Source organism: Hymenobacter guriensis (assembly GCF_015773195.1).
GTDB lineage: Bacteria > Bacteroidota > Bacteroidia > Cytophagales > Hymenobacteraceae > Hymenobacter > Hymenobacter guriensis.
On the sequence record NZ_JADWYK010000008.1, the window covers coordinates 99,397 to 119,829 of the forward strand.

The window sequence follows — 20,433 nt, forward strand, 5'->3', positions numbered from 1 at the left end:
CCCCGCTTATGACTGCTATTCCACACCAACCCAAGCTCGCGGCCACCATGCCGGCCGCTTTGCGCAAGAAATGGGCGGCCTGGGGCCGGGCCGGGCAGGATTCCTTTGCTCTGGTGATGGAGGCCCGCAAGGGCGTGCCCGCCGCCACGGCCTTCGAGGTGGGCGAGGCCTTTCAGCTGCAGGCCAATGAGCTCGAGGCCATCTACGAGCTTTCGACCAAGACGCTGCGTACCTACTCCCAGGAGAAAAAGCCCCTGAGCCCCGCCAGCAGCGAGAAAACCCTCAAGATCATCAGCCTCTACAACCTGGGCGTGGAAGTATTTGGCGAGGCGGCCGCGTTTCTGCGCTGGCTCGACAAGCCCGCCCACGGCCTCGACAGCGAGGTGCCCCTGAAGCTGCTGGAAACCAGCGGCGGCATCGACCTGGTGAGCGAGGAGCTGGCCCGCATAGCCTACGGCGACCTGTCGTAGCCCATGCTGGTTTACCGCATCTGCCTGGCCAAGTACGCCGACGACCTGTTTGCCTCGGGCTACCGGGCGCGCTGGAATTTCAAGGATCAGTTCGTTATCTACACCGCTGCCAGCCGCGCCCTGGCCTGCCTCGAAAACGTGGTGCACCGCAGCGGCGAGGGCCTCAACGACCAGTTCCGTGTGCTCGTCATCGACGTGCCGGATGAGTTGCTGGTCGAAGAAATACCGCTGGTCGAGCTGCCGCCGGAGTGGGAGCGGGCCAGCCGCTACGCCCTGTGCCAGCCCCTCGGCGACGCCTGGTACCGTCGCCGCTCCTCGGCCGTGCTGCGCGTGCCCTCGTCCATCGTGCCCCAGGAGTTCAACTATGTGCTGCACAGCCGCCACCCCGACTTTAAGCGCATCCAGATTGTGGCCCGGGAAGAGTTCCGGTTCGATTCGCGGATCAAGGCCGGGGAGGTGTAAGGTATGGTAGATGCCGCTTTACAGTTAATTAACTTCAGCTTCTGGAAATCCTTTGGAACGAACAGTGAACAGCCGTCTAGCCTAGACTCGGCCACCAAGCTTACCGTTCTTTATATGTATGTGTTCTTGTTACACTGCTTCGTGCAGGTAGGCAGTTGGTTGTTCGTAAATGTATTTTATGCCCCAGTGTTTTTTGCGTTTAGTATAGGGGTTGGTTTGGCACTAGCCTATTATATAGACAAGCTGCAGCGCCATCATTTTCGGAAATACAACCAGTACAGCTTTGCAGTAAAGCTGACTTTAGTATTGGGAGTGTGGTTAAGTTTAGGTGGAATGCTGATTTCGTTCTTTTCTACTGATAGAGGTTTTGTTCTTAAATAATATAAATGCGCGTCCTCGACATCATTCAGATCAGCCCCCAGGAAGTATTCATTGTGGGGTACCCGGAAGGGCCGGTAGTGCCGGGCCCTTGGACGCTGCAGTTGAATGGCGAAACCATAGTCGTGCTGGAAGCTACCGGCGAGGCCCAACTGGAAGCCCAGGCCAAAGGCAAGCTGGCGCTGCCCCGGGCCGTGGTGTGCCGTGGGCAGGTGGAGCGCAAGCGCTTCGATTTCACCCGGGACGAGGTGACGCTGGAACGGGTCAACTAACCTTATTTGGCTTCAGGGCTTCCGCAGAAACGTTAGTAGGGCTTCATTAAACTGCTCTGGCACCTCCTGGGGGGCGTAGTGAGTCGCACCCGGGAAAATGCGCAGCTGGCCCTGGTGCAGGCTGCGGGCCAGGGCGCGGGTGTGCTTTTCCAGCACTACGTCTTTCTCTCCGGCCATGACGAGTACTGGCACTTTGATGGCAGCCATAGCCTGAAAGGCAAGCTGTGGCTCCTGCAGCAGCAACCGAATAAGCCGTGCCCGGTGCGGCTGACTGGCTTCGGGGTGCTGCTCGGCTTCGCGCAGCTGGCGGCGGAGCAAGGCCAGGAAATCGGGGGCGATGGCCTCGGCCGTGGGAAATAGGTTGGCGCCCATGATGGCCAGGCGCCGGACGCGGCTGGGGTGTGCCAAAGCCAGCTTCAGGGCCGTGTTGCCCCCGTCGCTCCAGCCTAGCACATCCACCCGTGGCAGGTGCAGAGAGTCGAGCAGCAGGCGCACGTCTTCGGCAAACAAGTCGTAGGTGAGGGGCGCGGTGGTGTAGTCCGGACTGTGGCCGTGGGCGCGGGTGTCCACGGCAATAACCTCGAAGTGCCGGGCCAGCTCACCAATCTGTTTTTGGAACGCCGCTATGGACTGGCCGTTGCCGTGCAGCAGCAAAAGCGGGTTGCCACGGCCGTACCGCTCGTAGTAAAGCTGCCCGCCCGGCACTGCTATTGTATTGCCAATGGCAGTGTTGCTGCCGTAATGTTCGGGGTTATCCAGCTCTGCCAGCGCCGGGCCCTGAAGCTGCTGCAGGTAGCGCAGGGAATCGGGCAGCACGTAGTCGGCCGGGGCAGGCTGGTCGGGTTTGGCGGGGCGGTACACGTCGGCGGTGAGGTAGAGGCTGAGGTAGCCGGGCTTGGTTTCCTGCCACTGGGCCTGGCTTTTGTCGCGGGTAAGGATGCTGTGGCTGGGCTGAGGCACGGCGGCAATACCAAAGGCTTTGGCCTGGCCTTCGGCCGCTTCGCTGTGCAGCCACTGCACCGTTACGGCCACTTCGCGGTGGCCCCGCAGGTAAAGCTGATAGGGTTCCAGGTCCACCTTTACCCAGCCACGGGGCTGCTCCACGGTAAAGCGCACGTCCTGGGTGAGCAGGGGTTGGTCGGGCAGGTTGTTTTTTACCGAGTACAGATTCAGTCGAAACGTGACGCTTTTAAACCGGTTGAAGGCCACCAGCATATGAAAGTCGCGCAGGTGGCAGTCGGGGGCCAGGGGCACAAGGGTACCCTGTTCTTTGGCCAGCTCGTCGCTCACGAGGCCGGGCTCGGTGTAGAGGCGGGACGTCATGAACGTGGAGCCGGCCGTGCGCCCGAACGTTTGCACGCGCTGCTTGCCGGCCCGCACCGTCACGGAAGCCAGTTGCCGGACCAGGGGCGCCAGCCGCACCACCGGCGCGGCCGCCTGCAAGGCGCTCAGCGGTAGGTCCGCCGTTTGATACCCCACGCACGACACTAAGACCCGCGGCATCCGGGCCGCCACGGAGTCGGGCACGCGAAACTGGAAGCGCCCTTCGGCATCGGCCACGGTGCCCAGCGCCTGCCGCGGCACGCCCACGGACGCAAACGGTACCGGGGCATTGCTTTGCCCATCGAGCACGGCGCCGCGCAGCAGGGTGGTTTGGGCACTTGTGTGCAAAGCCAGCAGCAGTCCGGCCAGCATCAGCGGTAAGCGAAGAAACATGCAGAAGATAGGGGAGAGAACAGCCCAAGGAGGCAAGGCGGATGGCAAAGGTTGCCAGCGCCAGGGCTTTTCGCTCTCCAGCTTCGATTATCCCCAGTATTCCAATCTGAAAGAGTATAAGCGTGTAGAGACGCGTATTCGCGTCTCGCCATTGAACGAAGGTCCCACACGGCGCGGCCGGCAAGACGCGAATACGCGACTCTACGAACCCTCCCTAATACCGCTCCTCTTTCCGCACCGAGCTTAACTCAATCAGATATTCGCAGGCTTTACGGAAGCCATCCGTCTCATCGGGGCTGTGGCGGAATACCATGTGGTAGCCGTCGGCTTGGTGAGCTTCCAGAATCCAGTAGGCTCCGTCAAGTACCTCATTGATTTCACAAGAAGATAAAGTTTGAAAGTGACACTGAGTTAATAGTTGCTGAAAGTGCTGCCATTGTTCACTGGATAATACCAGGCTGGTTTCTGCTTGTTTGACCTGCATCGGGGGCTTTTTGCTTTCGGCCAGGTATTCCTGATACTCAACGTCAGCCAACAGTTGCGCCTGTCTCTTGCGCCACCATTCTTTGCTCTTAGGCGAGGTATACAGTGGCGCGGGGGGCGGTGGAGGATTAGTGAAAGGGTGCTTGGTCAGCAATTGCGTACGCAAAATACCCGTGCCCTGCCGAAGCGTCAGCGTGAGCAGCACCGGCCGATGAAAAGAACGTAGCCATGTAAAACGGTAGATAGGGGTACCCAAATAATAGTTAGAAAGTATGGGGGCCTGAAAGAGAGTTAAAGTGCGTGAGGTAAAGTGCAATTCACCAGCGCAACTTTCCAACGGTTCACCGAAGGACTGTGCCTCAACGGAGTCCTTTGCTGTTCTGAGGGTAGTCACCGAATCAACCGCCGGGAAGTAGAATGTGGTGGAATCCCGCGGGTGCCCCTGCGCATCCGAAATAGCCGGATTTTGCGGATAAGGGCCAGTTGAAGCAGAAGGGGTAGAGCAGCCGGAAGCCAGCACTGCTAAGAAGCTCAGATAGAGAAAGCGCGGGTATAGCATAGGAGTTGCGGAAATAGAAAAAAGATAAACTCCAACGCGCCAACGCCGGCAAGCTATACACCAAGTACCCATAATTCACGTTACAACCACCCAAAAGTCTAATTCTGCCGCAACCCAACGGCATTTTTAACTACTTTTGGCCGTATCCGCCCTCTCGTGGGGCTGTTTCCCGTAACGCCGAGCAATGAAGTTATTTCCCCGGATTGCCCTGGCTGCGGCCCTGGGCACCACGGCTCCCCTCGCCGCCCAGGCCCAGCAGACGCAGGTGTTTGCCAACGATGAACGGTTTTTTCAGGAAGGACTGGAGCTCTTCGACCGCGCCAAGTACGGGGCGGCCCAGCAGGCGTTTCAGCAGTACCTGGAGCTAACCCAGCGCCGCACCGGCGACCTGCAGGACCGCACTACCGACGCCGAGTACTACTACGCCGTTTCGGGCCTGTACCTGCAGCACCCCGACGCCGAAGGGCGCATCCTGGCCTTCGCGGCCCACAACCCGGCCCACCCCAAGGCGGCCGTGGCGTTTTTTGAACTAGGCAAGTTTTACTTCGACAAGAAAAGCTACCCCAAGGCCATTGAGTACCTGCAGCGTGTGGCCCCCGACAACCTCTCGGCCGAGCAGCGTGCCGAGTCGGAGTTCAAGCTTGGCTACAGCTACTTTGCCCAGAAGGATTTCGACAAGGCCCGCCTGCAGTTCGACCGCAACAAGCAGGGCCAGCACCAGTACCGCTACGCCAGCTCCTACTACGCCGGCTACCTGGCGTACCTGAGCGGCGACTTTGCCGGGGCCCGCAAGGACCTGGCCGTGGCCGAGCAGAACGACGCCTACCGCCCCGTGGTGCCGGCCGTGATGACGCAGATATACTACAAGGAAGGCGACCTGGACGGCCTCATCAGCTACGGCACCAAGGCCCTGGCCCAGACCCCGCCCCCGCAGTCGGCCGACGAGATACAGTTGCTGGTGGGCGACGCCTTCTATCAGAAGCAGGATTACAAGCAGGCCACCGAGTACTTCGATAAGTACGCCAATGGCCGCAAGAAAATCGACCCCTCGGTGCAGTACAAGGTGGGCTACGCCAACTACAAGATGGGCGACTACAAGGGCGCCATCGGCAGCCTGAAAGGTGTGGCAGCCCGCCGCGACTCCCTGGGTCAGAACGCAGCTTACCACCTGGGCCTGAGCTACCTGCAGACCCAGCAGAAGCAGCTGGCTTTGAACTCTTTCGACGCGGCCCGCAAGCTTACCTTCGATAAGAATATCACCGAAAACGCCACTGTTAAGTACGCGCAGATCAACTATGAACAGGGCAATACCCAGGAGGTTATTGCCGCCCTGCGTGACTTCGACCGCAAGTACCCGCGCTCCAAGAACGCGGCCGTGGTGGACGACATTCTGAGCGAGAGTTTCCTGAACTCAGCCGACTACGCCCAGGCCCTGAACTACCTCGAAGGCCTCGACAACCGCAGCGCCAAGCTCAACGCCACTTACCAGCGCGTGGCTTACTACCAGGCCGCCACGCTCTACAACGCCAGCCGCTTCCAGGAAGCCCTGCCGGTGGTGGAGAAGTCGTTGAAATACCCGCAGGACGACGCCCTGCAGGCTGCCGCCGAAGTGCTGCGCGGGGACCTGTACAGCCAGGGCCAGCAGTACCAGCCGGCTATTACGAGCTACACGGCTGCCCTGCGCACCGCCGCCAGCGGCCCCGCTGCCCAAACCAACTACGACCAGCAGGCCCGCTACGGCCTGGGCTACGCCTACTACAACACCCAGCAGTATGAGAAGGCCCGGCCCCAGTTTCAGGCTTACCTGAAAGACGCCCAGGCTGCCAAAGACCCCAACTATTACGACGTAACCCTGCGCCTGGCCGACATTAACTACGTGGCCAAAAGCTACCAGACCGCGCTGGAAGGCTACAACCGCGTGATTGAGGCCAACGCCGCCGACAAGGACTACGCCTACTACCAGAAAAGCGTGGTGCTGGGTTTGCTGGGCCGCCGCGACGAAGCCGCCAGCACCCTGGCCACTCTGCTCAAGACTGCGCCCAGTTCACGCTACGCCGATGATGCCGTGTATCAGCAGGCCCAGCTGGAGTTTGAGGGCGGCAACTACGAGGCGGCCGTAGCCGGCTTCACGCGCCTGCTCGACAACCGGCCCAACTCCCCGCTGGTGCCCACCACGCTGCAAAAGCGCGGGGTGGCCTACGCCAACCTGGGCCAGCACGACAAAGCCGCCGCCGACTTCAAGCGTGTGCTCGACCAATACCCGCGCAGCAAGGCCGCCAGCTCTTCTATCTACTCCCTGCAGCAGTCGCTCACGGCCCTGGGGCAGACGGACGAGTTTGATGCCTACCTGGCCCGCTTCAAGCAGCAGAACCCCAACGACGCGGCCGTGGAAAGCGTGGAGTTTGAGGCGGCCAAGTCCCTGTACTCGGCGGAGAAGTACGAGCAGGCCATTCCGCGCCTCGAAGCCTACCTCAAGCAGTACCCCAACAACGCCCTGGCCATTGACGGCCGCTACTTCTTGGCCGATGCGTACTTGAAAACCGGTAAGAAAGCCGAGGCCCTGACGCGCATGAAGGCCGTGGTGGCCGAAGGCAAGTCGGAGTTTGTGAACCGGGCGGTGGGCCGGGTGGCTGACCTGGAGTTCGAGAACAAGAACTACGCTGAGGCCATCAAATACTATGGCCGCCTGCAAAGCACCTCCCAGAACCGCCGCGAAATTGCCACGGCGGGCGTGGGGCTGATGAAAAGCTACTACGAAAGTGGCGACTACCCCGCTACCCGCCGGGTGGCCGAGGAAGTGAAAGGGCTGGGCAGTACTTCGCTTAGCGCTGCCAACCAGGCCTTGCTCTATCTGGGCAAAGCCAGCTACCGCGCCGGCTCTCTCGACCAGGCCGTACCGGAGCTAACAGCGGCTGCGGCGGCCGCCACCGACGAATCGGGGGCGGAGGCACAGTACCTGCTGGCAGAAGTGCTCTTCAAGCAGCAGAAGTACGAAGCGGCGCTGGATGCGGCCTACAAGAGCAACTCCAGCTTCAGCAGCTACGAGTTGTGGCTGGGCCGAGCGTTCTTGCTCATTGCCGACATCTACACGGCCCAGGGCGAAACCTTCCAGGCCAAGGCCACGCTGAACTCCATCATCGATAACAAATTCCCGGTGGCGGAAGTGGTGGAAGGTGCCAAGCAGCGCCTGGCCAACCTCGACAGCGGCACGCCCGCTCCGGCCAAGCCCACGCCCACCAAAACTGGCACCACTACGAAGCCAGCTACCGGCAAAGCACCCGCCAAGCCCGCGCCCAAAGGCCGCACAGCGCCGCGCACTTCTTTACAAGCGGCGCCCACCGACAGCACCGCCACGCCGGCTGAAACTCCGGCAGAAGCACCTGTTGAGGGCAAGCAATAAGAGCAAGCTGTAAAAATTGATAGAAAAATAACCTTCTGATTAACAGGCTAGAAATTCAGTTTGTGTAAAGCATTAACTGAATAAAGCCCTTTCCTGCTAGTATGACGCTTCGTTCCTCCCATACCGCCGCGGCCCTGGTGCTACTGGCGGCCAGCGCCGCTCCGCAGCTGGCCCAGGCCCAGCGTACCCGCGGCAAGATTGAAGACGCCGAAATTGAGATTGTGAAGGAGCGCGTGAACCAGCTGCCCGAGGCCACGCGCAACTACGAGAAGGTTCAGATTGCGCCCCCCACCAAAACGGCCAAGCCGTTGCAGTACTCCTTCCCCGACTTCCGCCTGCCCTCCGATAACCTGAACCCCTCGGTGCGGGTGCTCACCATCAAGCAGGAAGAGCTGGCCCCACTGCTGGGTAACTACGTGAAGGCCGGCTTGGGCAACTACGGTACTATCTACGGCAAGGCATACCTGCACAACACCCGTGATAACGCGGCTTCCTACGGCGTCAACCTCAGCCACATTTCCTCGGCCAAAGGTCCCGTGGACGGTAAAAATTCCGGCGTGGCCCAAAGTAGTCTGGGTTTGCACGGCGAAACGTTCAGTGGCCCGCTCACCCTGGGCGCCCGCCTCGACCTGGGTCGGGAGCGGTACAACTTTTACGGCTATACCCCGCAGGAGCCGCGCCCCGACGCCGACACGCTCAAGCAGGTATTCAACCGCGCCGCCGCCAAAGTATACCTGCGCAACCGCGCCGCCGACGCCCAGTTTCAGTACGACCTGAGCGCGGGCTTCCGCTATTGGAAAGACAACTTCGAGGCCCGGGAAAGTGACTTCCAGCTGGGCTTGCAGTCGAAATACTACCTCACGGAGAAAACCCGCGTGGCCATCAACGGCGAGGGTTCCTTTATCTCGCACAAAGACTCAGTGAGCGTGAGCCGGCCGTTTGTGCAGGTGACGCCCGCCCTGGAAGTAGATTTTGACCGCCTCGATGTGTCCATCGGGGCCACGTTTGGCTACACCGGCGACACCATTGGCACGGCCAAGCAATTCAACGTGTACCCGGCCGTGCGCCTGGGCTATACTGTGGCCGAAGACCGGTTTGTAGTGTACGGCGGCCTGGGCGGCAGCCTGCAGCGCGTGACGATGTACGACCTAACAACCGAAAACCCCTGGCTCGGGCCGCAGCAGCGCGTGGCTGATACTCACCGCGGGCCCACGGTGTTCTTTGGCTTCTCGGCCACCCCAGCGCGGGCCCTGGAGTTGAACGCCAAAGTGACGCTGGCCAACGACCAGAACCTGTACTTCTACAACAACAGCCGGCGCGACTCTACCCGTTTCGATTTGGTGTATGACCGCAAGACTACGCAGTTCATGAACGTGCATGGCGAGGCGCTCTACAACGCCGCCGAGCGGTTCCGCCTGGGCTTCAAGGCCGACTACAACGCCTACAAAACCAAAACCCTGGCCGAGGCTTTCCACCGGCCTACTTTCCAGGGCACGTTCTTCGGCTCCTACAACTTCATGGACAAACTGCTGGTAGGCGCCGAGCTGTACACGTTGTCATCGAGCTATGGGGCCGTAACCCGCTTTGTGCCCGACAATAGCGTGCCCCCAACCACCTCCGGCACCTACGTGCAAACGGTGCGCCCTACCGACAGCGTGGTGGACCTGAACCTGCGGGCTGATTATCGTTTCTCGGATAATCTATCCATCTTTGCTATGGGTAACAACCTGCTAGGCCGCAAATACGAGCGTTTTCTTCTCTATCCAGTGAAGGGCGTGAATGTGCTGGCAGGGGTTACCTATCAGTTCTAGCTCCGCGTAAACAACCGAAAAACCCGGCCCGACCTTGCAGCTATCCGACCATATCAGCGCCCTGTTGCGCGACCATGACTGTGTTATCATCCCCGAGTTTGGGGGGCTGATTGCCGACTATTCGCCGGCGCATATTCACCCGGTACGCCACACGCTGGCTCCACCGGCCAAGCGCGTCGCCTTCAATCAGGCCCTGACGCGCAATGACGGCCTGCTGGTAGACGCCCTGAGCCGGACGCTCAATATCCCGGCCGCCCAGGCCCGGCAACTGGTGCGCGACGCGGTAGTGCGGATGCAAAGTGAGCTAACAACGGCCCAGCGCACAGAACTTCCCGGTATTGGCATCTTCCGGCATGCCGCGGGCCGCGGCCTCGACTTTGAATACACCGGCACGCACAACCTGCTCACGGCTTCCTTTGGTTTGCCCGAGCTGCTTTCACGCCCCGTGCGGGCCACCGACGCCATGCAGGCCCGGGAGCGGGGTACTGAGTTGCCGGAACCGGTTTTGCGCGCCTCACGCAGCCGCCTGGGCCGCCGCGTACTCACGGGCGTGGCCAGCGTCTTGATTGGTGGCCTGGTGCTGTCGGCCAACTACTTGTTCGCGCTACGTATGGGCTATCTGCCCGAAAACCTGCGTAGCGCCACCGAATGGGTAGCTAGTTCAACAGAGGTTCCTGCAGCTCCCGTTATTGAGCGGCAGCAGGCTGCTTTGGCCCAACCAGGCTGGAATGAGCCGGAAGCCGCGAAGCCAGCGCCGGTAGCTGCTGTTGCTGCGCCTGCTCCACCACCTGCAGTTGCCCCCGAAAAGAAAGCGGCTGCAACGCTAGCGCCTAAAGCGGTGTCAGTAGCCAAGAAAGTAGCGGAACCTGTAACAACAGGGGCTACAATTTCCGGCATTACCAATCGTTGGTACGTGGCGGTAGTTGCTGTCAACAATGAGGCTTCGGCTCGTAAGCTGCAGAAAGCCTACGCCAGCAAAGGCAAAGCTACCCAGTTACTGCTGCCGCGCCGGGGCAACCGCTTCATCAAGGGTACCCGATTCTACCGTCTTTCCGCCGCCGATTTCGCTGACCAGGCCTCGGCTAAGCGCCACGAGGCTGCTGTAAGAAAGCAGTTTGGCGTGCAAACCGAAGTCATTAACTATTAGCATGACGCCATTTCTGCTGCAGGTTACTGCCGCCGCCCCCGACACTACGGCTGCTGCCGCTACCACCGTTCCTACCGCCGACGCTGCTGCCGGTACCGGCCTTTCGCTGATTGACCTGATTCTGGCCGGTGGCTGGATTATGGTGCCGCTGTTTCTGTTGCTGTTCGTTTCGATTTACATCATTTTCGAGCGGTACCTCACCATCCGCAAGGCCGGCGCCGTGCCCGACTCGTTTATGCCCGGCATCCGCAACCTGATGGTGAAGGGCGACCTGCAGGGCGCCAAAATGCTCTGCGCGCAGAACGCCTCCCCGCTGGCCCGCATGATTGACAAGGGTATCCGCCGCATTGGGCAGCCGCTCAAGGACATCGAAACCAGCGTGGAAAACGTGGGCAAGATTGAAATTGCCCGCCTCGAAAAGAATATCAACGTGCTGGGCATCGTGGCCGGCATTGCGCCCATGCTGGGCTTCGTGGGCACCATCGTGGGGGTTATCAAAATCTTCTACGCCATCAGTTCCACCGGCGACTTCGGCATTGCTCAGATTTCGGGTGGTCTGTACACCAAGATGGTGACCTCGGCCGCCGGCCTCATCGTCGGTATCGTGGCCCACATTGGTTACCACTGGCTTAGCATCATGGTTGAGCGGATGGTGTTCCGCATGGAGAACTCGGCCCTCGAGTTCATGGACATTCTGCAGGACAATTAGCGAATGTGGTGGAAGGTAAAAATGAGGTAGATGTGCCCAGCCATTCTCGGCGGTACTTCATTTCTCACATTTTTACCTTCAACCACATTACTCATATTTCATAAGTAATGGATTTAAGCCGGCGCCGTAAAGTTTCTTCCCACGTCGAGACCAGCTCGATGAACGACATCATGTTCTTCCTGATGCTGTTCTTCCTGATTGTATCGACGATGGTGAACCCGAACGTTATCAAGCTGATGCTGCCTAATGCCCGCTCGGGCAAGCAGGCCGTAAAGCAGCCCATTACGATTTCGGTGGATGGGCAGGGCCAGTACTTCCTGGACCGTACACCCGTGACGGCTGCTACCCTGGAAACCTCCCTGGCTCAGCGTGTGGCCGGTCTGGAGCAGCCCACCGCCGTGCTGCGCGTAGATGCTTCGCTGAACGTACAGAAGCTGGTGGATATTCTCGAAATCGGGAACCGGCTGAAGATAAAAATGGTCATGGCCACCCAGGCCCAGCAAAAGTAGCTGATCGGGTAGTGGCATGATTTTGTTAGCGCGGCACGCGGAACTTGCTGAAGCCTGACCGCTTACAAAATCCAACAACCCACAACAAGCAACGTAATACCAACTCATGGAATACCGCGAGGAACATAGGCGCGAGGCGCTGATTGGCACGGTGGTGTTTCACGTGCTGCTGGGGCTGCTGTTCTGGTTCACCGTCTTCAAAGGCCCCGATCCGCCGCTCCTGGAACTGGGCGGTGGCGGCGTAGAGCTCAACTACGGCATCGATGAGGCTGGCTCCGGCGATGTGCAGAGCACGGCTCCAGCCAACGAGTCGCCCAACCGCGAGGACTCGCGCCCGCCGGCTTCCCAGCCCAACCCCGATCCGCAACCTGCCCGGGAACAGTCGCAGCCCGACCCGCAGCCGGCTGAGGAAGCCAAAGTGGTAACTAGCGAAGCCGAGGAAAGCCCCGTAACGGTGCCACCCACGGAAAAGCCGGCTCCGCCCCGCGAAGAGCCCGTGCGCGAAGCTCCTAAGCTCAAAGTCGACCAGCGGGCAGTATTCACGCCCCGCGGCAGCCAGAACGGCGGGGGCAACGGTGAAAACGGCACCAGTAACCGGCCCACCGGCAACAACAACGGTGACCGGCCCGGCGCAGTAGGCGACCAGGGTGACCCCAACGGTTCCCTCGACGCCAAGGCCCTGTACGGCACGCCCGGCAGTGGCGGTGGCAGCGGAGGCGGCAATGGCCTGGAAATGGCTGGTTGGGCTTTCGAAGACCGACCAACTGCCCCAGCCATCGACAATAACTCGGGCTACGTGCGCTTTAAAATCAAAATCAACGCCGACGGTGAAGTAGAGGCCGTAACGAAAGTATCCGGCAACGTGTCGCCGGCTCAGGAAAAGGTCTGCAGCGACGCCTTGTACAAATCGGCCTTCCGTCGCACGACGGCGGTGGCCGGTGGAGCCACGGGGTTCTACACCTTCCGCATCACGGTTCGATAACAGCGGTAGTTGATATTTACAGAGCCGTCGGCGGGAAATTCCGGCCGGCGGCTTTTTCTTTGCGCATGAATTACGAAGAAACCCTGGCTTACCTCTACACCCAGCTGCCCATGTTTCAGCGGGTAGGGGCGGCGGCCCACACCAAGAGCCTGGCCAACATCGAGGCACTGATGCAGGCCATGGGCAACCCCGAACGGCAGTTTCGGAGCGTGCACGTGGCGGGCACCAACGGCAAAGGCAGCTCCTCGCACTGGCTGGCAGCGGTACTGCAGGCGGCTGGCTACCGGGTAGGATTGTACACCTCACCCCACCTACGCGAGTTTACGGAGCGCGTGAAGCTCAACGGCCAGGAACTGCCGGCCGACTACCTGGTGGAGTGGGTAGCCCGCTGGCGGCCGCTGTTTGAAGAGCTGCAGCCTTCATTCTTTGAAATGACGGTTGCCCTGGCGTTCCAGTATTTCGACGAGCAGCAGGTAGATATAGCCATCATCGAAGTAGGCCTGGGCGGGCGGCTGGATTCCACCAATATCATCCGGCCACTGGTGTCGCTCATCACCAACATCAGCTTCGACCACATGGCGCTGCTGGGTAACACGCTGCCCGAAATTGCTGCCGAAAAAGCCGGTATCATTAAGCCCGGCGTACCCGTCGTTATCAGCCAGTACCAGCCCGAGGTGGCTGACGTATTCCGCCGCAAAGCCTCCGAAGTAGGCGCGCCCATCGTCTTTGCCGCCGATGACTACGCGGTAGAACTGGTGCGCGAGCCAGCCTTTGATGAGGAAGAGCAGCAGGTACGCATAGTGCGCGGCGCCGATGGGAGCAGCGTCGGGTACACGCTGGGTTTGGTGGGCGACTACCAGCGCCTGAACCTGCCCGGCGTGCTGGCGACGGTGGAGAAGCTGCGCCGCCAGGGCCTTGCCATTTCCGACGAGGCGCTGCAAACCGGCCTGCGCAATGTGCGGGAGCTAACCGGCCTGCGCGGGCGCTGGACTATTCTGGGCCGCCGCCCACTCATCATCTGCGACACGGGCCACAACGAGGCCGGCCTGAGTTTGGTCATGGCCCAGCTGGCCCGCGTACCGCGCCGCCGGCTGCATCTGGTGCTGGGTACCGTCAACGACAAGGACGTGCCCCACATGCTGGCCCAGCTACCCACCGAGGCAACCTACTACTTCTGCCAGGCGAGTATTCCGCGCGCTTTGCCGGCCCCGGAGCTGGCAAAGCAAGCTATGGACGCTGGGCTGCGCGGTGGCACCTACTTTACGGTAGCCGAAGCCGTGCAGGCTGCCCGCGCCGCCGCGCAGACTGATGACGTCATCTTCATTGGCGGCAGTACCTTCGTCGTAGCTGAAATTCCCGAGCTATAGATGGAGTTGCTGGTTTCTAGTTTCTGGTTGTTCTTGAATGAAAATCAACACATTATCATATCAGTACATTTTTCACATTAGCGCAGCGGAGCACATTTTCATCACATTAACACATTCCCTTCGTGAGTCGAATTAAACTTGTTCGTTTTGCCGAAAACGCGGCCCGCCCCGAGATTGTAGAGCCGGGCAAGGACACGTATCAGCAGCTGGCCGGGCGTTGGAACGAAGCCTTCTTTCCGGCAGCGCAGCCGATTACCCTGGAAATGGGCTGCGGCAAGGGCGAATACACCGTGGGGCTGGCCGCGCGCTACCCCGAGCGGAATTTCCTGGGGCTCGACATCAAGGGTGAAAGAATCTGGCGGGGCAGCACCCGCGCCCGGGAGCAGGAGCTTACCAACGTAGGTTTCCTGCGCACCCAGGCCCTCACGCTGCTGGCGCATTTCGCGCCCGGCGAGCTAAGCGAAATCTGGATTACGTTTCCCGACCCACGCCCGCGCCTCGGCGACGCCAAGCGCCGCCTTACGGCTCCGCGCTTTCTGGATCTGTACCAGCAGGTGCTGCGCCCCGGCGGCCTCGTCCACCTCAAAACCGACAGCGAAGCCCTGTTCGATTATTCCCTGGAAACCGTGCGGGCACGGCCCGGGGCCACCGTGCTGGCTCACACCAAGGATTTGTACGCCACGCCCGAGCTGCTGCCCCACGCTGAAGATATCCAGACGCACTACGAGCGGCGCTACCGCAGCGAGGGTATCCCGATTAAGTATCTGCAGTTTCAGCTAAGCTAACCCTTGCCGTTCATCATGGAGCCTATTCAGACCGTGCACCTGTTTCCGGTGCTGGACGAGCACCTGCTGGCGCTGCTGCGCGGCCTGCGCCCCGAGCAGTGGGAGTTGCCCACAGTAGCGCCCAGGTGGCGGGTGCGCGACGTGGCGCTGCACCTACTCGACGGCAATCTGCGCGCCCTCTCCATGCTGCGCGACGGGTACTTTGGGCAGGCCCCGGCCGTTACGGATTATGCGGGCATTGTGCAATTTCTGGATGGGCTGAACAGCTCCTGGGTGCAGGCCGGTCAGCGCCTCAGCCCGGCGGTAATTACGTGGCTGCTGGAGCTGTCGGGGCCGGAGTACAACCAGTTGCTGGCCTCGCTCGACCCGCAGGCGCCGGCCGCGTTTTCGGTGGCCTGGGCCGGTGAGCTGGAGTCCCGAAACTGGTTTCACGTGGCCCGCGACTACACCGAAAAATGGCACCACCAGCAGCAGATCCGGCAGGCAGTAGGCGAGGAGCAAGCCCTACTGAAGGCAGAGCTCTACCACCCGTTTCTGCAAACCTGTCTGCGCGCCTGGCCCTGGCACTACCGCCACGTAGCAGCCCCCGAGGGCACGCAGCTAGGATTGTGTATTACTGGTGAAGGCGGCGGCGACTGGCATTTGCGACGCCAGGAAAACGCTTGGCAACTGGAAGAATATGAGGCTACCGAGCCATCAGCTCGCATCACCCTGGATGGCTCGGTGGCCTGGCGGCTATTCACCAAAAGTCTGCCCCGGGCTGCTGCCGAGCAGTACGTGCACCTGGAAGGCGACCCGGCGTTGACCGAGCCATTCTTCAGCCTGCTCACGATTATGGGCTAAATGGTTGAAGAAGGTATCCTTACAGTATCCAGCCAAGCTATTTAATCCTCCAGCGCCTCGAATACCTTTTCCATTTCATCGAAATCCCGCAGACCAGGCTTGATTTCGTGGCCGCCTTCCAGCACGATGCCGGCTACTTGCACCTGCTGAAGCAGCTGGCGCAGCGTGATGCCCTCGGCAAAGCCCGCGGCCAGCCAGACCGGGTAGGAGCGGGCCTGCTCGCTAAGGTGGGCCAGCTGCACGCCCGTGAGCGGGGCGGGGGGCACGTCGGGCAGCACAATACCTTCTGTATTTGCAACCAACTGCCGGAACCGCAGATCTACGTCTTCGGGCAGCATGTCAGGAATCCAGTGCGCAAGCTGCAAGGCCGGGCAGGCAAGGCGGGCCAGCTCGTGGGCGGGCCGGGCGCGGTGGAGCAGCACGTAATGCAGCCCGCACTGCGCTACCAGGGCGTTGATATCGTCGATGGGTAGGGAATGAAATTCGCCTACCAGCTGCACACCGGCTACCCAGCCGCTGAGCTCCTGCACCACGGCAGGCTCCAGAAAGCCGGGCAGGGCGGGGTCGAGACGGAAAGTGAGGTAGTCGGCGCCCATGCCGGCGCAGTAGCGGGCATCCGACAGGTTATTGATACCGCGCACCAGCACGGAAGTAATCAGAGACATACGAAACGGTGAGGAAAGGCGAGCAGAGCGGGGAGGCAGGCAGTTAAAGCCGCAATATCCGAAACCCAGTCTAATTATTCAGTTCTAAATGCAATGCGCTTGCTTTCATACTTTCCATGCCACTACGCAGCCGGCCGCTCAGAAAGCCGTTCAACCAGCCGGCCATTCCACAGGCAAACCAGCCAACCTGCGTACCTTTGCACCTTCGGCCGGAACCTTTCACGCTTCGGGCGCAATTCACATCACGTATGAATACTTCGAAAGGACGGGTGCTGGTAGCCATGAGCGGCGGCATCGACAGTAGCGTAGCGGCCGTGCTCCTGCACGAGCAAGGCTACGAGGTGGTCGGGATGACCATGAAAACCTGGGACTACGCCTCGGCGGGCGGCTCCAAAAAGGAAACCGGCTGCTGCTCGCTCGACAGCATCAACGATGCCCGCCAGATTGCCGTGGAGCTGGGCTTCCCGCACTACATCATCGACATACGCGACGAGTTCGGCGACTTTGTCATCTCAAACTTCACCGAGGAATACCTGGCCGGGCGCACACCAAACCCCTGCGTACTCTGCAATACCCACATCAAATGGGATGCCTTGCTGCGCCGTGCCGATCAGCTCGGCTGCCAGTTTATTGCCACCGGCCACTACGCCCAGGTGCGCGAGGAAAACGGCCGCTACGTCGTCAGCAAGGGCCTCGACGACAATAAGGACCAAAGCTACGCGCTCTGGGGCGTGAGCCAGGAAAGCCTGAGCCGCACGCTGTTTCCGCTGGGCAAGATGCGCAAAACCGAAATCTACGACGAGGCCCGGCGCCGCGGCTTCACGGAGCTGGTAAACAAGCCCGAGAGCTACGAAATCTGCTTTATTCCCGACAACGACTACCGCGGCTTCCTGCGGCGTCGCGTGGCCGGGCTGGAGGAGCGCGTGGCCGGCGGCCAGTTTGTGCTGCGCGACGGCACCGTCATTGGCACCCACGAGGGCTACCCGTTCTACACCATCGGGCAGCGCAAGGGTCTGGGCGTGGCCCTGGGCTTCCCTGTGTACGTGACGGAAATCCGCCCCGAAACCAACCAGGTAGTGCTCGGTAACTACGAGGAGCTGGCCAGCACCCGCACCGTGGTGGGCAAGCTGAACATGGGTAAGTACGCCTCCCTGGTCGGCCGCGGGCTAGTGCCTAGTACCACCAAAGTACGCTACAACCACGGCGGCTCCCCGGCCTTTCTGGAGCAGATTGACGATAAAATCTACGTATATTTCGAGGAACCCGTGCATGCCATTACGCCCGGCCAGGCCGCTGTTTTCTACGAAGGCACCGACGTGCTGGGCGGGGGCTGGATTGAGCGTCACATTATTGAGGAAACCCCCGTATCAGCCAGTCAAACCGTAACAACTCTATGATGCACGTAGCTGGATGGCTGCGCCGCGCCCTCGCGGTGGTAGCCGTGGCCGGGGTGGCCTACGCCTGTGATTCTGAAACCGAGGAAGCCACGCCCCGGGGCACCGACTACTATCCCGTAGCCACCGGCACTTACCGCATCTTCGATGTGGAAGACGTGGAGTGGAAAGACAACCAGCCGACCAGCACGCATTCCCAGTTTCGGGAACGGATTACGGACACCTTCACGGATGCAGCCGGCTTGCTGAGCTACCGCGTTATCCGCTCCCGGCGCGTCCTGGCTTCCGACGCCTGGCGCGACGACAGCGTGTATGTGCTGACGCCCACCAGCCAGACGCTGCAGCTCTCCGGCCAGAACATGCGTACCGTGGAGCTGGTGTTTCCGGTGCGCGAAGGCCGCCGCTGGAACCCCTATGCCTTTTCCGATACCGACACGCTTGGTCGTCGCTACATCAACGTAAACAAGCCCTTCACGGCCGGGGCCAAAACCTACGACGAAACCATTACCACCACCGACGACGGGGACGACGACGCCTACTACTTTTCCAGCCGCCAGCAGGTGTTTGCCAAAGGCGTAGGGCCGGTGTTCCGGGAACGGAAGCGGTATTTCTATTGTCAGAACCCGAACCCCGACCAGGGCGGCTGCCCCGTGGCCGCCGGGTACATCCAGACCGGCCGGGAGCGGCGGGAAGTACTGCTGGAAACCGGCCAGCTGTAAGCCACTCCTTTCGTTCTACGTCCAGTATTCGGGCCGGCGTTGGTCGGCCCGTTTCTTTTTTTCTTCTTCTATGAAACAACTTGTTACGAGTGTACTGGTCGGGGTTTCCCTTTTGGCCGGGGCCATGCCCGCTACAGCCCAGACTACGGCGCGCAAGCGGCTGGTTTATTTCAAAGATAAGACCGAGTCGCCCTTCCGCCTCGATCAGCCAGGTGCCTTTCTTTCCCAGCGGGCCCAGGAGCGGCGCCAGCGTCAGAACATTCCTCTTACCGTGCAGGATCTGCCCGTAAACCCCGCCTACGTATCCCAGGTGAAGGCCGTGGCGGGCGTGAGCTACTGGTATCCTTCGCGCTGGTTTAATGCCGTCATGATCAGCTGCGACGATGCTACACTGGCCAAGGTGCAGGCGCTGCCCTTTGTGCGCCAGGCCAGCACCCTCAACCGCCCGGCCGCTACCACGCCCCAGCCCACCACCTACGCGCCGCCAGTGGCCAACATTGCCGTCGCTCCGGCCGGGCAACGCTCCACCTACGGTAAGGCCTACGCCCAGGCCGTGCAGATCGGGGCCGTGGCCATGCACGACGCCGGCTTCCGGGGTGAGGGAATGCAAATTGCCGTGTTCGACGCGGGATTCCCGAGCGTAGACAAGCTGGCTCCTCTGCAGCCCCTGTTCACCGAAAACCGCCTGGCCAGCACTTTCAACTTCGTGGATAAAAGCAAGAGCGTGTTCCTGCGCGACTCCCACGGCACCAGCGTGCTGTCTACCATGGCGGCGGATCAGCCGGGCTTTTTCACCGGCACGGCGCCCAAGGCTACGTATCATCTCTGCATCACCGAGGACATAAATTCCGAAACCCCGGTGGAGGAAATGAACTGGCTGGTGGCCGCCGAGTACGCCGATTCCGTGGGTGTGGACATCATCACCTCGTCCCTGGGCTATACTACTTTCGATTCGCAGGTGCCCAGCCACACCTACGCCGACCTGGACGGCAACACGGCCATTGGCTCCCGCGCCGCCGACCTGGCCGCCCGCGTGGGTATTCTGGTGCTGAACAGTGCTGGCAACGAGGGCAACAAAGAATGGAAATACGTGGGCGTGCCCGCCGATGCCGACTCCATCATTGCCGTAGGCGCCGTCGATTCCCTGGGGGTGCGTAGCGCTTTCAGCTCCGTGGGGCCCACCGCCGACGGCCGCATCAAGCCCGACCTGGCCGCCCGCGGCGGACTGGCCGCCGTGCTTCGCCCCTCGGGCTCGGTGCAGCTGGGCAACGGCACATCCTACGCCTGCCCCATTCTGGCGGGCATGACGGCCGGCTTCTGGCAGGCCAACCGCACCCGCACGGCCCAGGAAATCATTACGCTGCTCAAGCAGTCCGGCACTCAGGCCGCCGCCCCCGATAATCTGCTCGGCTACGGCATCCCCGATTTCGTGCGGGCCTACAACCTGGCCAACCCCGGCACGCCCCTGAGCAACCGTGCGGCCCGCACCGTGGGCAGCGTGCGCGTGTTCCCCAACCCGACGGAGGCCGACTTTGTGCTGCTGGCCCTGCCTGCCGAGCTCCAGCGCCAGACCCTGCAGGTGCGGGTGTACGACGGACGCGGCACCCTCATAAGCCTGCAAACTCTTACGGGCCAGACCGCGCCGGTTAGCCTGCGCACCGGCCGCTTGGCCGCCGGTGCCTATACCTGCCTTATCAACGCCGGCACCGCGCAGTATTCCACCCGCTTCGTGCGCCAATAGCTGAGCTACCGTAGGGGCAGG

The 20,433-nt window shown here is 61.1% G+C and carries 18 protein-coding genes; 15 read left to right on the top strand and 3 right to left on the bottom strand.

Annotated elements, in window-relative coordinates; genetic code table 11:
* The first annotated feature begins 8 nt into the window (after positions 1-8).
* The 3 genes from parS (at position 9) to I5L79_RS14205 (ending at position 1,582) form a co-directional block, all read left to right on the top strand.
* The gene (parS, locus tag I5L79_RS14195) at positions 9-470 is read left to right on the top strand and encodes a type II RES/Xre toxin-antitoxin system antitoxin (RefSeq protein ID WP_231403109.1); all 462 of its coding nucleotides are present in this window, start codon (positions 9-11) and stop codon (positions 468-470) included.
* 3 nt (positions 471-473) lie between these two features.
* Positions 474-932, top strand: a complete 459-nt coding sequence (locus I5L79_RS14200) for an RES family NAD+ phosphorylase (RefSeq protein ID WP_196955718.1) — start codon at positions 474-476, stop codon at positions 930-932.
* Positions 933-1,318: 386 nt separating this feature from the next.
* Positions 1,319-1,582, top strand: a complete 264-nt coding sequence (locus I5L79_RS14205) for a hypothetical protein (RefSeq protein WP_196955719.1) — start codon at positions 1,319-1,321, stop codon at positions 1,580-1,582.
* A gap of 12 nt (positions 1,583-1,594) precedes the next feature.
* Here I5L79_RS14205 and I5L79_RS14210 read toward each other — a convergent pair whose 3' ends face one another.
* Together I5L79_RS14210 and I5L79_RS14215 are read right to left on the bottom strand one after the other, a co-directional pair.
* Entirely contained in the window at positions 1,595-3,298 is a 1,704-nt protein-coding gene (locus tag I5L79_RS14210; RefSeq protein ID WP_196955720.1) for an alpha/beta fold hydrolase, read from the bottom strand.
* Positions 3,299-3,512: 214 nt separating this feature from the next.
* Positions 3,513-4,340, bottom strand: coding sequence for a hypothetical protein (locus I5L79_RS14215; protein WP_196955721.1), 828 nt, complete (start codon positions 4,338-4,340; stop codon positions 3,513-3,515).
* A gap of 184 nt (positions 4,341-4,524) precedes the next feature.
* On the opposite strand from I5L79_RS14215, the gene I5L79_RS14220 reads away from it, so the two are divergent.
* From I5L79_RS14220 to I5L79_RS14260, 9 genes are all read left to right on the top strand, one after another.
* On the top strand, positions 4,525-7,740 hold the full coding sequence (locus tag I5L79_RS14220) for a tetratricopeptide repeat protein (RefSeq protein ID WP_196955722.1): 3,216 nt from the start codon (positions 4,525-4,527) through the stop codon (positions 7,738-7,740).
* Positions 7,741-7,841: 101 nt separating this feature from the next.
* Positions 7,842-9,551 (top strand): TonB-dependent receptor, encoded by a 1,710-nt coding sequence (locus I5L79_RS14225; RefSeq protein WP_196955723.1) that lies wholly within the window; start codon positions 7,842-7,844, stop codon positions 9,549-9,551.
* A gap of 34 nt (positions 9,552-9,585) precedes the next feature.
* Positions 9,586-10,698, top strand: coding sequence for an HU domain-containing protein (locus I5L79_RS14230; RefSeq protein WP_196955724.1), 1,113 nt, complete (start codon positions 9,586-9,588; stop codon positions 10,696-10,698).
* Between the two features lies 1 nt (position 10,699).
* Complete coding sequence (locus I5L79_RS14235) at positions 10,700-11,407, top strand: MotA/TolQ/ExbB proton channel family protein (RefSeq protein ID WP_196955725.1); 708 nt, start codon at positions 10,700-10,702, stop codon at positions 11,405-11,407.
* 107 nt (positions 11,408-11,514) lie between these two features.
* Positions 11,515-11,916: an ExbD/TolR family protein gene (locus I5L79_RS14240; protein ID WP_196955726.1), complete on the top strand. Its 402-nt coding sequence runs from the start codon at positions 11,515-11,517 to the stop codon at positions 11,914-11,916.
* A gap of 106 nt (positions 11,917-12,022) precedes the next feature.
* A complete protein-coding gene (locus I5L79_RS14245) occupies positions 12,023-12,898 on the top strand; it encodes a hypothetical protein (protein WP_196955727.1) in 876 nt (291 codons plus the stop codon).
* Between the two features lie 65 nt (positions 12,899-12,963).
* Positions 12,964-14,265, top strand: coding sequence for a bifunctional folylpolyglutamate synthase/dihydrofolate synthase (locus I5L79_RS14250; RefSeq protein ID WP_196955728.1), 1,302 nt, complete (start codon positions 12,964-12,966; stop codon positions 14,263-14,265).
* 122 nt (positions 14,266-14,387) lie between these two features.
* Positions 14,388-15,050 carry a tRNA (guanosine(46)-N7)-methyltransferase TrmB gene (gene trmB / locus I5L79_RS14255; protein WP_196955729.1) on the top strand — a complete coding sequence of 221 codons (663 nt, stop codon included), beginning with the start codon at positions 14,388-14,390 and terminating at the stop codon, positions 15,048-15,050.
* Between the two features lie 15 nt (positions 15,051-15,065).
* Positions 15,066-15,893, top strand: a complete 828-nt coding sequence (locus I5L79_RS14260) for a maleylpyruvate isomerase N-terminal domain-containing protein (RefSeq protein WP_196955730.1) — start codon at positions 15,066-15,068, stop codon at positions 15,891-15,893.
* A gap of 41 nt (positions 15,894-15,934) precedes the next feature.
* Here the strand turns inward: I5L79_RS14260 and trpF are convergent, their stop codons facing one another.
* Entirely contained in the window at positions 15,935-16,558 is a 624-nt protein-coding gene (gene trpF, locus I5L79_RS14265; protein WP_196955731.1) for a phosphoribosylanthranilate isomerase, read from the bottom strand.
* Between the two features lie 248 nt (positions 16,559-16,806).
* On the opposite strand from trpF, the gene mnmA reads away from it, so the two are divergent.
* The 3 genes from mnmA to I5L79_RS14280 all read left to right on the top strand — a co-directional run bounded on the left by mnmA (position 16,807) and on the right by I5L79_RS14280 (position 20,412).
* Entirely contained in the window at positions 16,807-17,955 is a 1,149-nt protein-coding gene (gene mnmA / locus I5L79_RS14270) for a tRNA 2-thiouridine(34) synthase MnmA (RefSeq protein ID WP_196955732.1), read from the top strand.
* The gene (locus I5L79_RS14275; protein WP_196955733.1) at positions 17,952-18,671 is read left to right on the top strand and encodes a hypothetical protein; all 720 of its coding nucleotides are present in this window, start codon (positions 17,952-17,954) and stop codon (positions 18,669-18,671) included. Before mnmA ends, I5L79_RS14275 begins: the two co-directional genes overlap by 4 nt.
* Before the next feature lie 70 nt (positions 18,672-18,741).
* Positions 18,742-20,412, top strand: coding sequence for a S8 family serine peptidase (locus I5L79_RS14280; protein WP_196955734.1), 1,671 nt, complete (start codon positions 18,742-18,744; stop codon positions 20,410-20,412).
* Positions 20,413-20,433: the final 21 nt, after the last annotated feature.

Bases quoted from the DNA above. Each gene is read 5' to 3' on its own strand.
- I5L79_RS14250 (WP_196955728.1), top strand. From the start codon at position 12,964: ATGAATTACGAAGAAACCCTGGCTTACCTCTACACCCAGCTGCCCATG.
- I5L79_RS14240 (WP_196955726.1), top strand. From the start codon at position 11,515: ATGGATTTAAGCCGGCGCCGTAAAGTTTCTTCCCACGTCGAGACCAGC.
- I5L79_RS14205 (WP_196955719.1), top strand. From the start codon at position 1,319: ATGCGCGTCCTCGACATCATTCAGATCAGCCCCCAGGAAGTATTCATT.
- I5L79_RS14215 (WP_196955721.1), bottom strand. From the start codon at position 4,340: ATGCTATACCCGCGCTTTCTCTATCTGAGCTTCTTAGCAGTGCTGGCT.
- I5L79_RS14220 (WP_196955722.1), top strand. From the start codon at position 4,525: ATGAAGTTATTTCCCCGGATTGCCCTGGCTGCGGCCCTGGGCACCACG.
- I5L79_RS14225 (WP_196955723.1), top strand. From the start codon at position 7,842: ATGACGCTTCGTTCCTCCCATACCGCCGCGGCCCTGGTGCTACTGGCG.
- I5L79_RS14275 (WP_196955733.1), top strand. From the start codon at position 17,952: ATGATGCACGTAGCTGGATGGCTGCGCCGCGCCCTCGCGGTGGTAGCC.
- I5L79_RS14210 (WP_196955720.1), bottom strand. From the start codon at position 3,298: ATGTTTCTTCGCTTACCGCTGATGCTGGCCGGACTGCTGCTGGCTTTG.
- I5L79_RS14235 (WP_196955725.1), top strand. From the start codon at position 10,700: ATGACGCCATTTCTGCTGCAGGTTACTGCCGCCGCCCCCGACACTACG.
- I5L79_RS14280 (WP_196955734.1), top strand. From the start codon at position 18,742: ATGAAACAACTTGTTACGAGTGTACTGGTCGGGGTTTCCCTTTTGGCC.
- I5L79_RS14200 (WP_196955718.1), top strand. From the start codon at position 474: ATGCTGGTTTACCGCATCTGCCTGGCCAAGTACGCCGACGACCTGTTT.
- parS (WP_231403109.1), top strand. From the start codon at position 9: ATGACTGCTATTCCACACCAACCCAAGCTCGCGGCCACCATGCCGGCC.
- trpF (WP_196955731.1), bottom strand. From the start codon at position 16,558: ATGTCTCTGATTACTTCCGTGCTGGTGCGCGGTATCAATAACCTGTCG.
- I5L79_RS14260 (WP_196955730.1), top strand. From the start codon at position 15,066: ATGGAGCCTATTCAGACCGTGCACCTGTTTCCGGTGCTGGACGAGCAC.
- mnmA (WP_196955732.1), top strand. From the start codon at position 16,807: ATGAATACTTCGAAAGGACGGGTGCTGGTAGCCATGAGCGGCGGCATC.
- I5L79_RS14245 (WP_196955727.1), top strand. From the start codon at position 12,023: ATGGAATACCGCGAGGAACATAGGCGCGAGGCGCTGATTGGCACGGTG.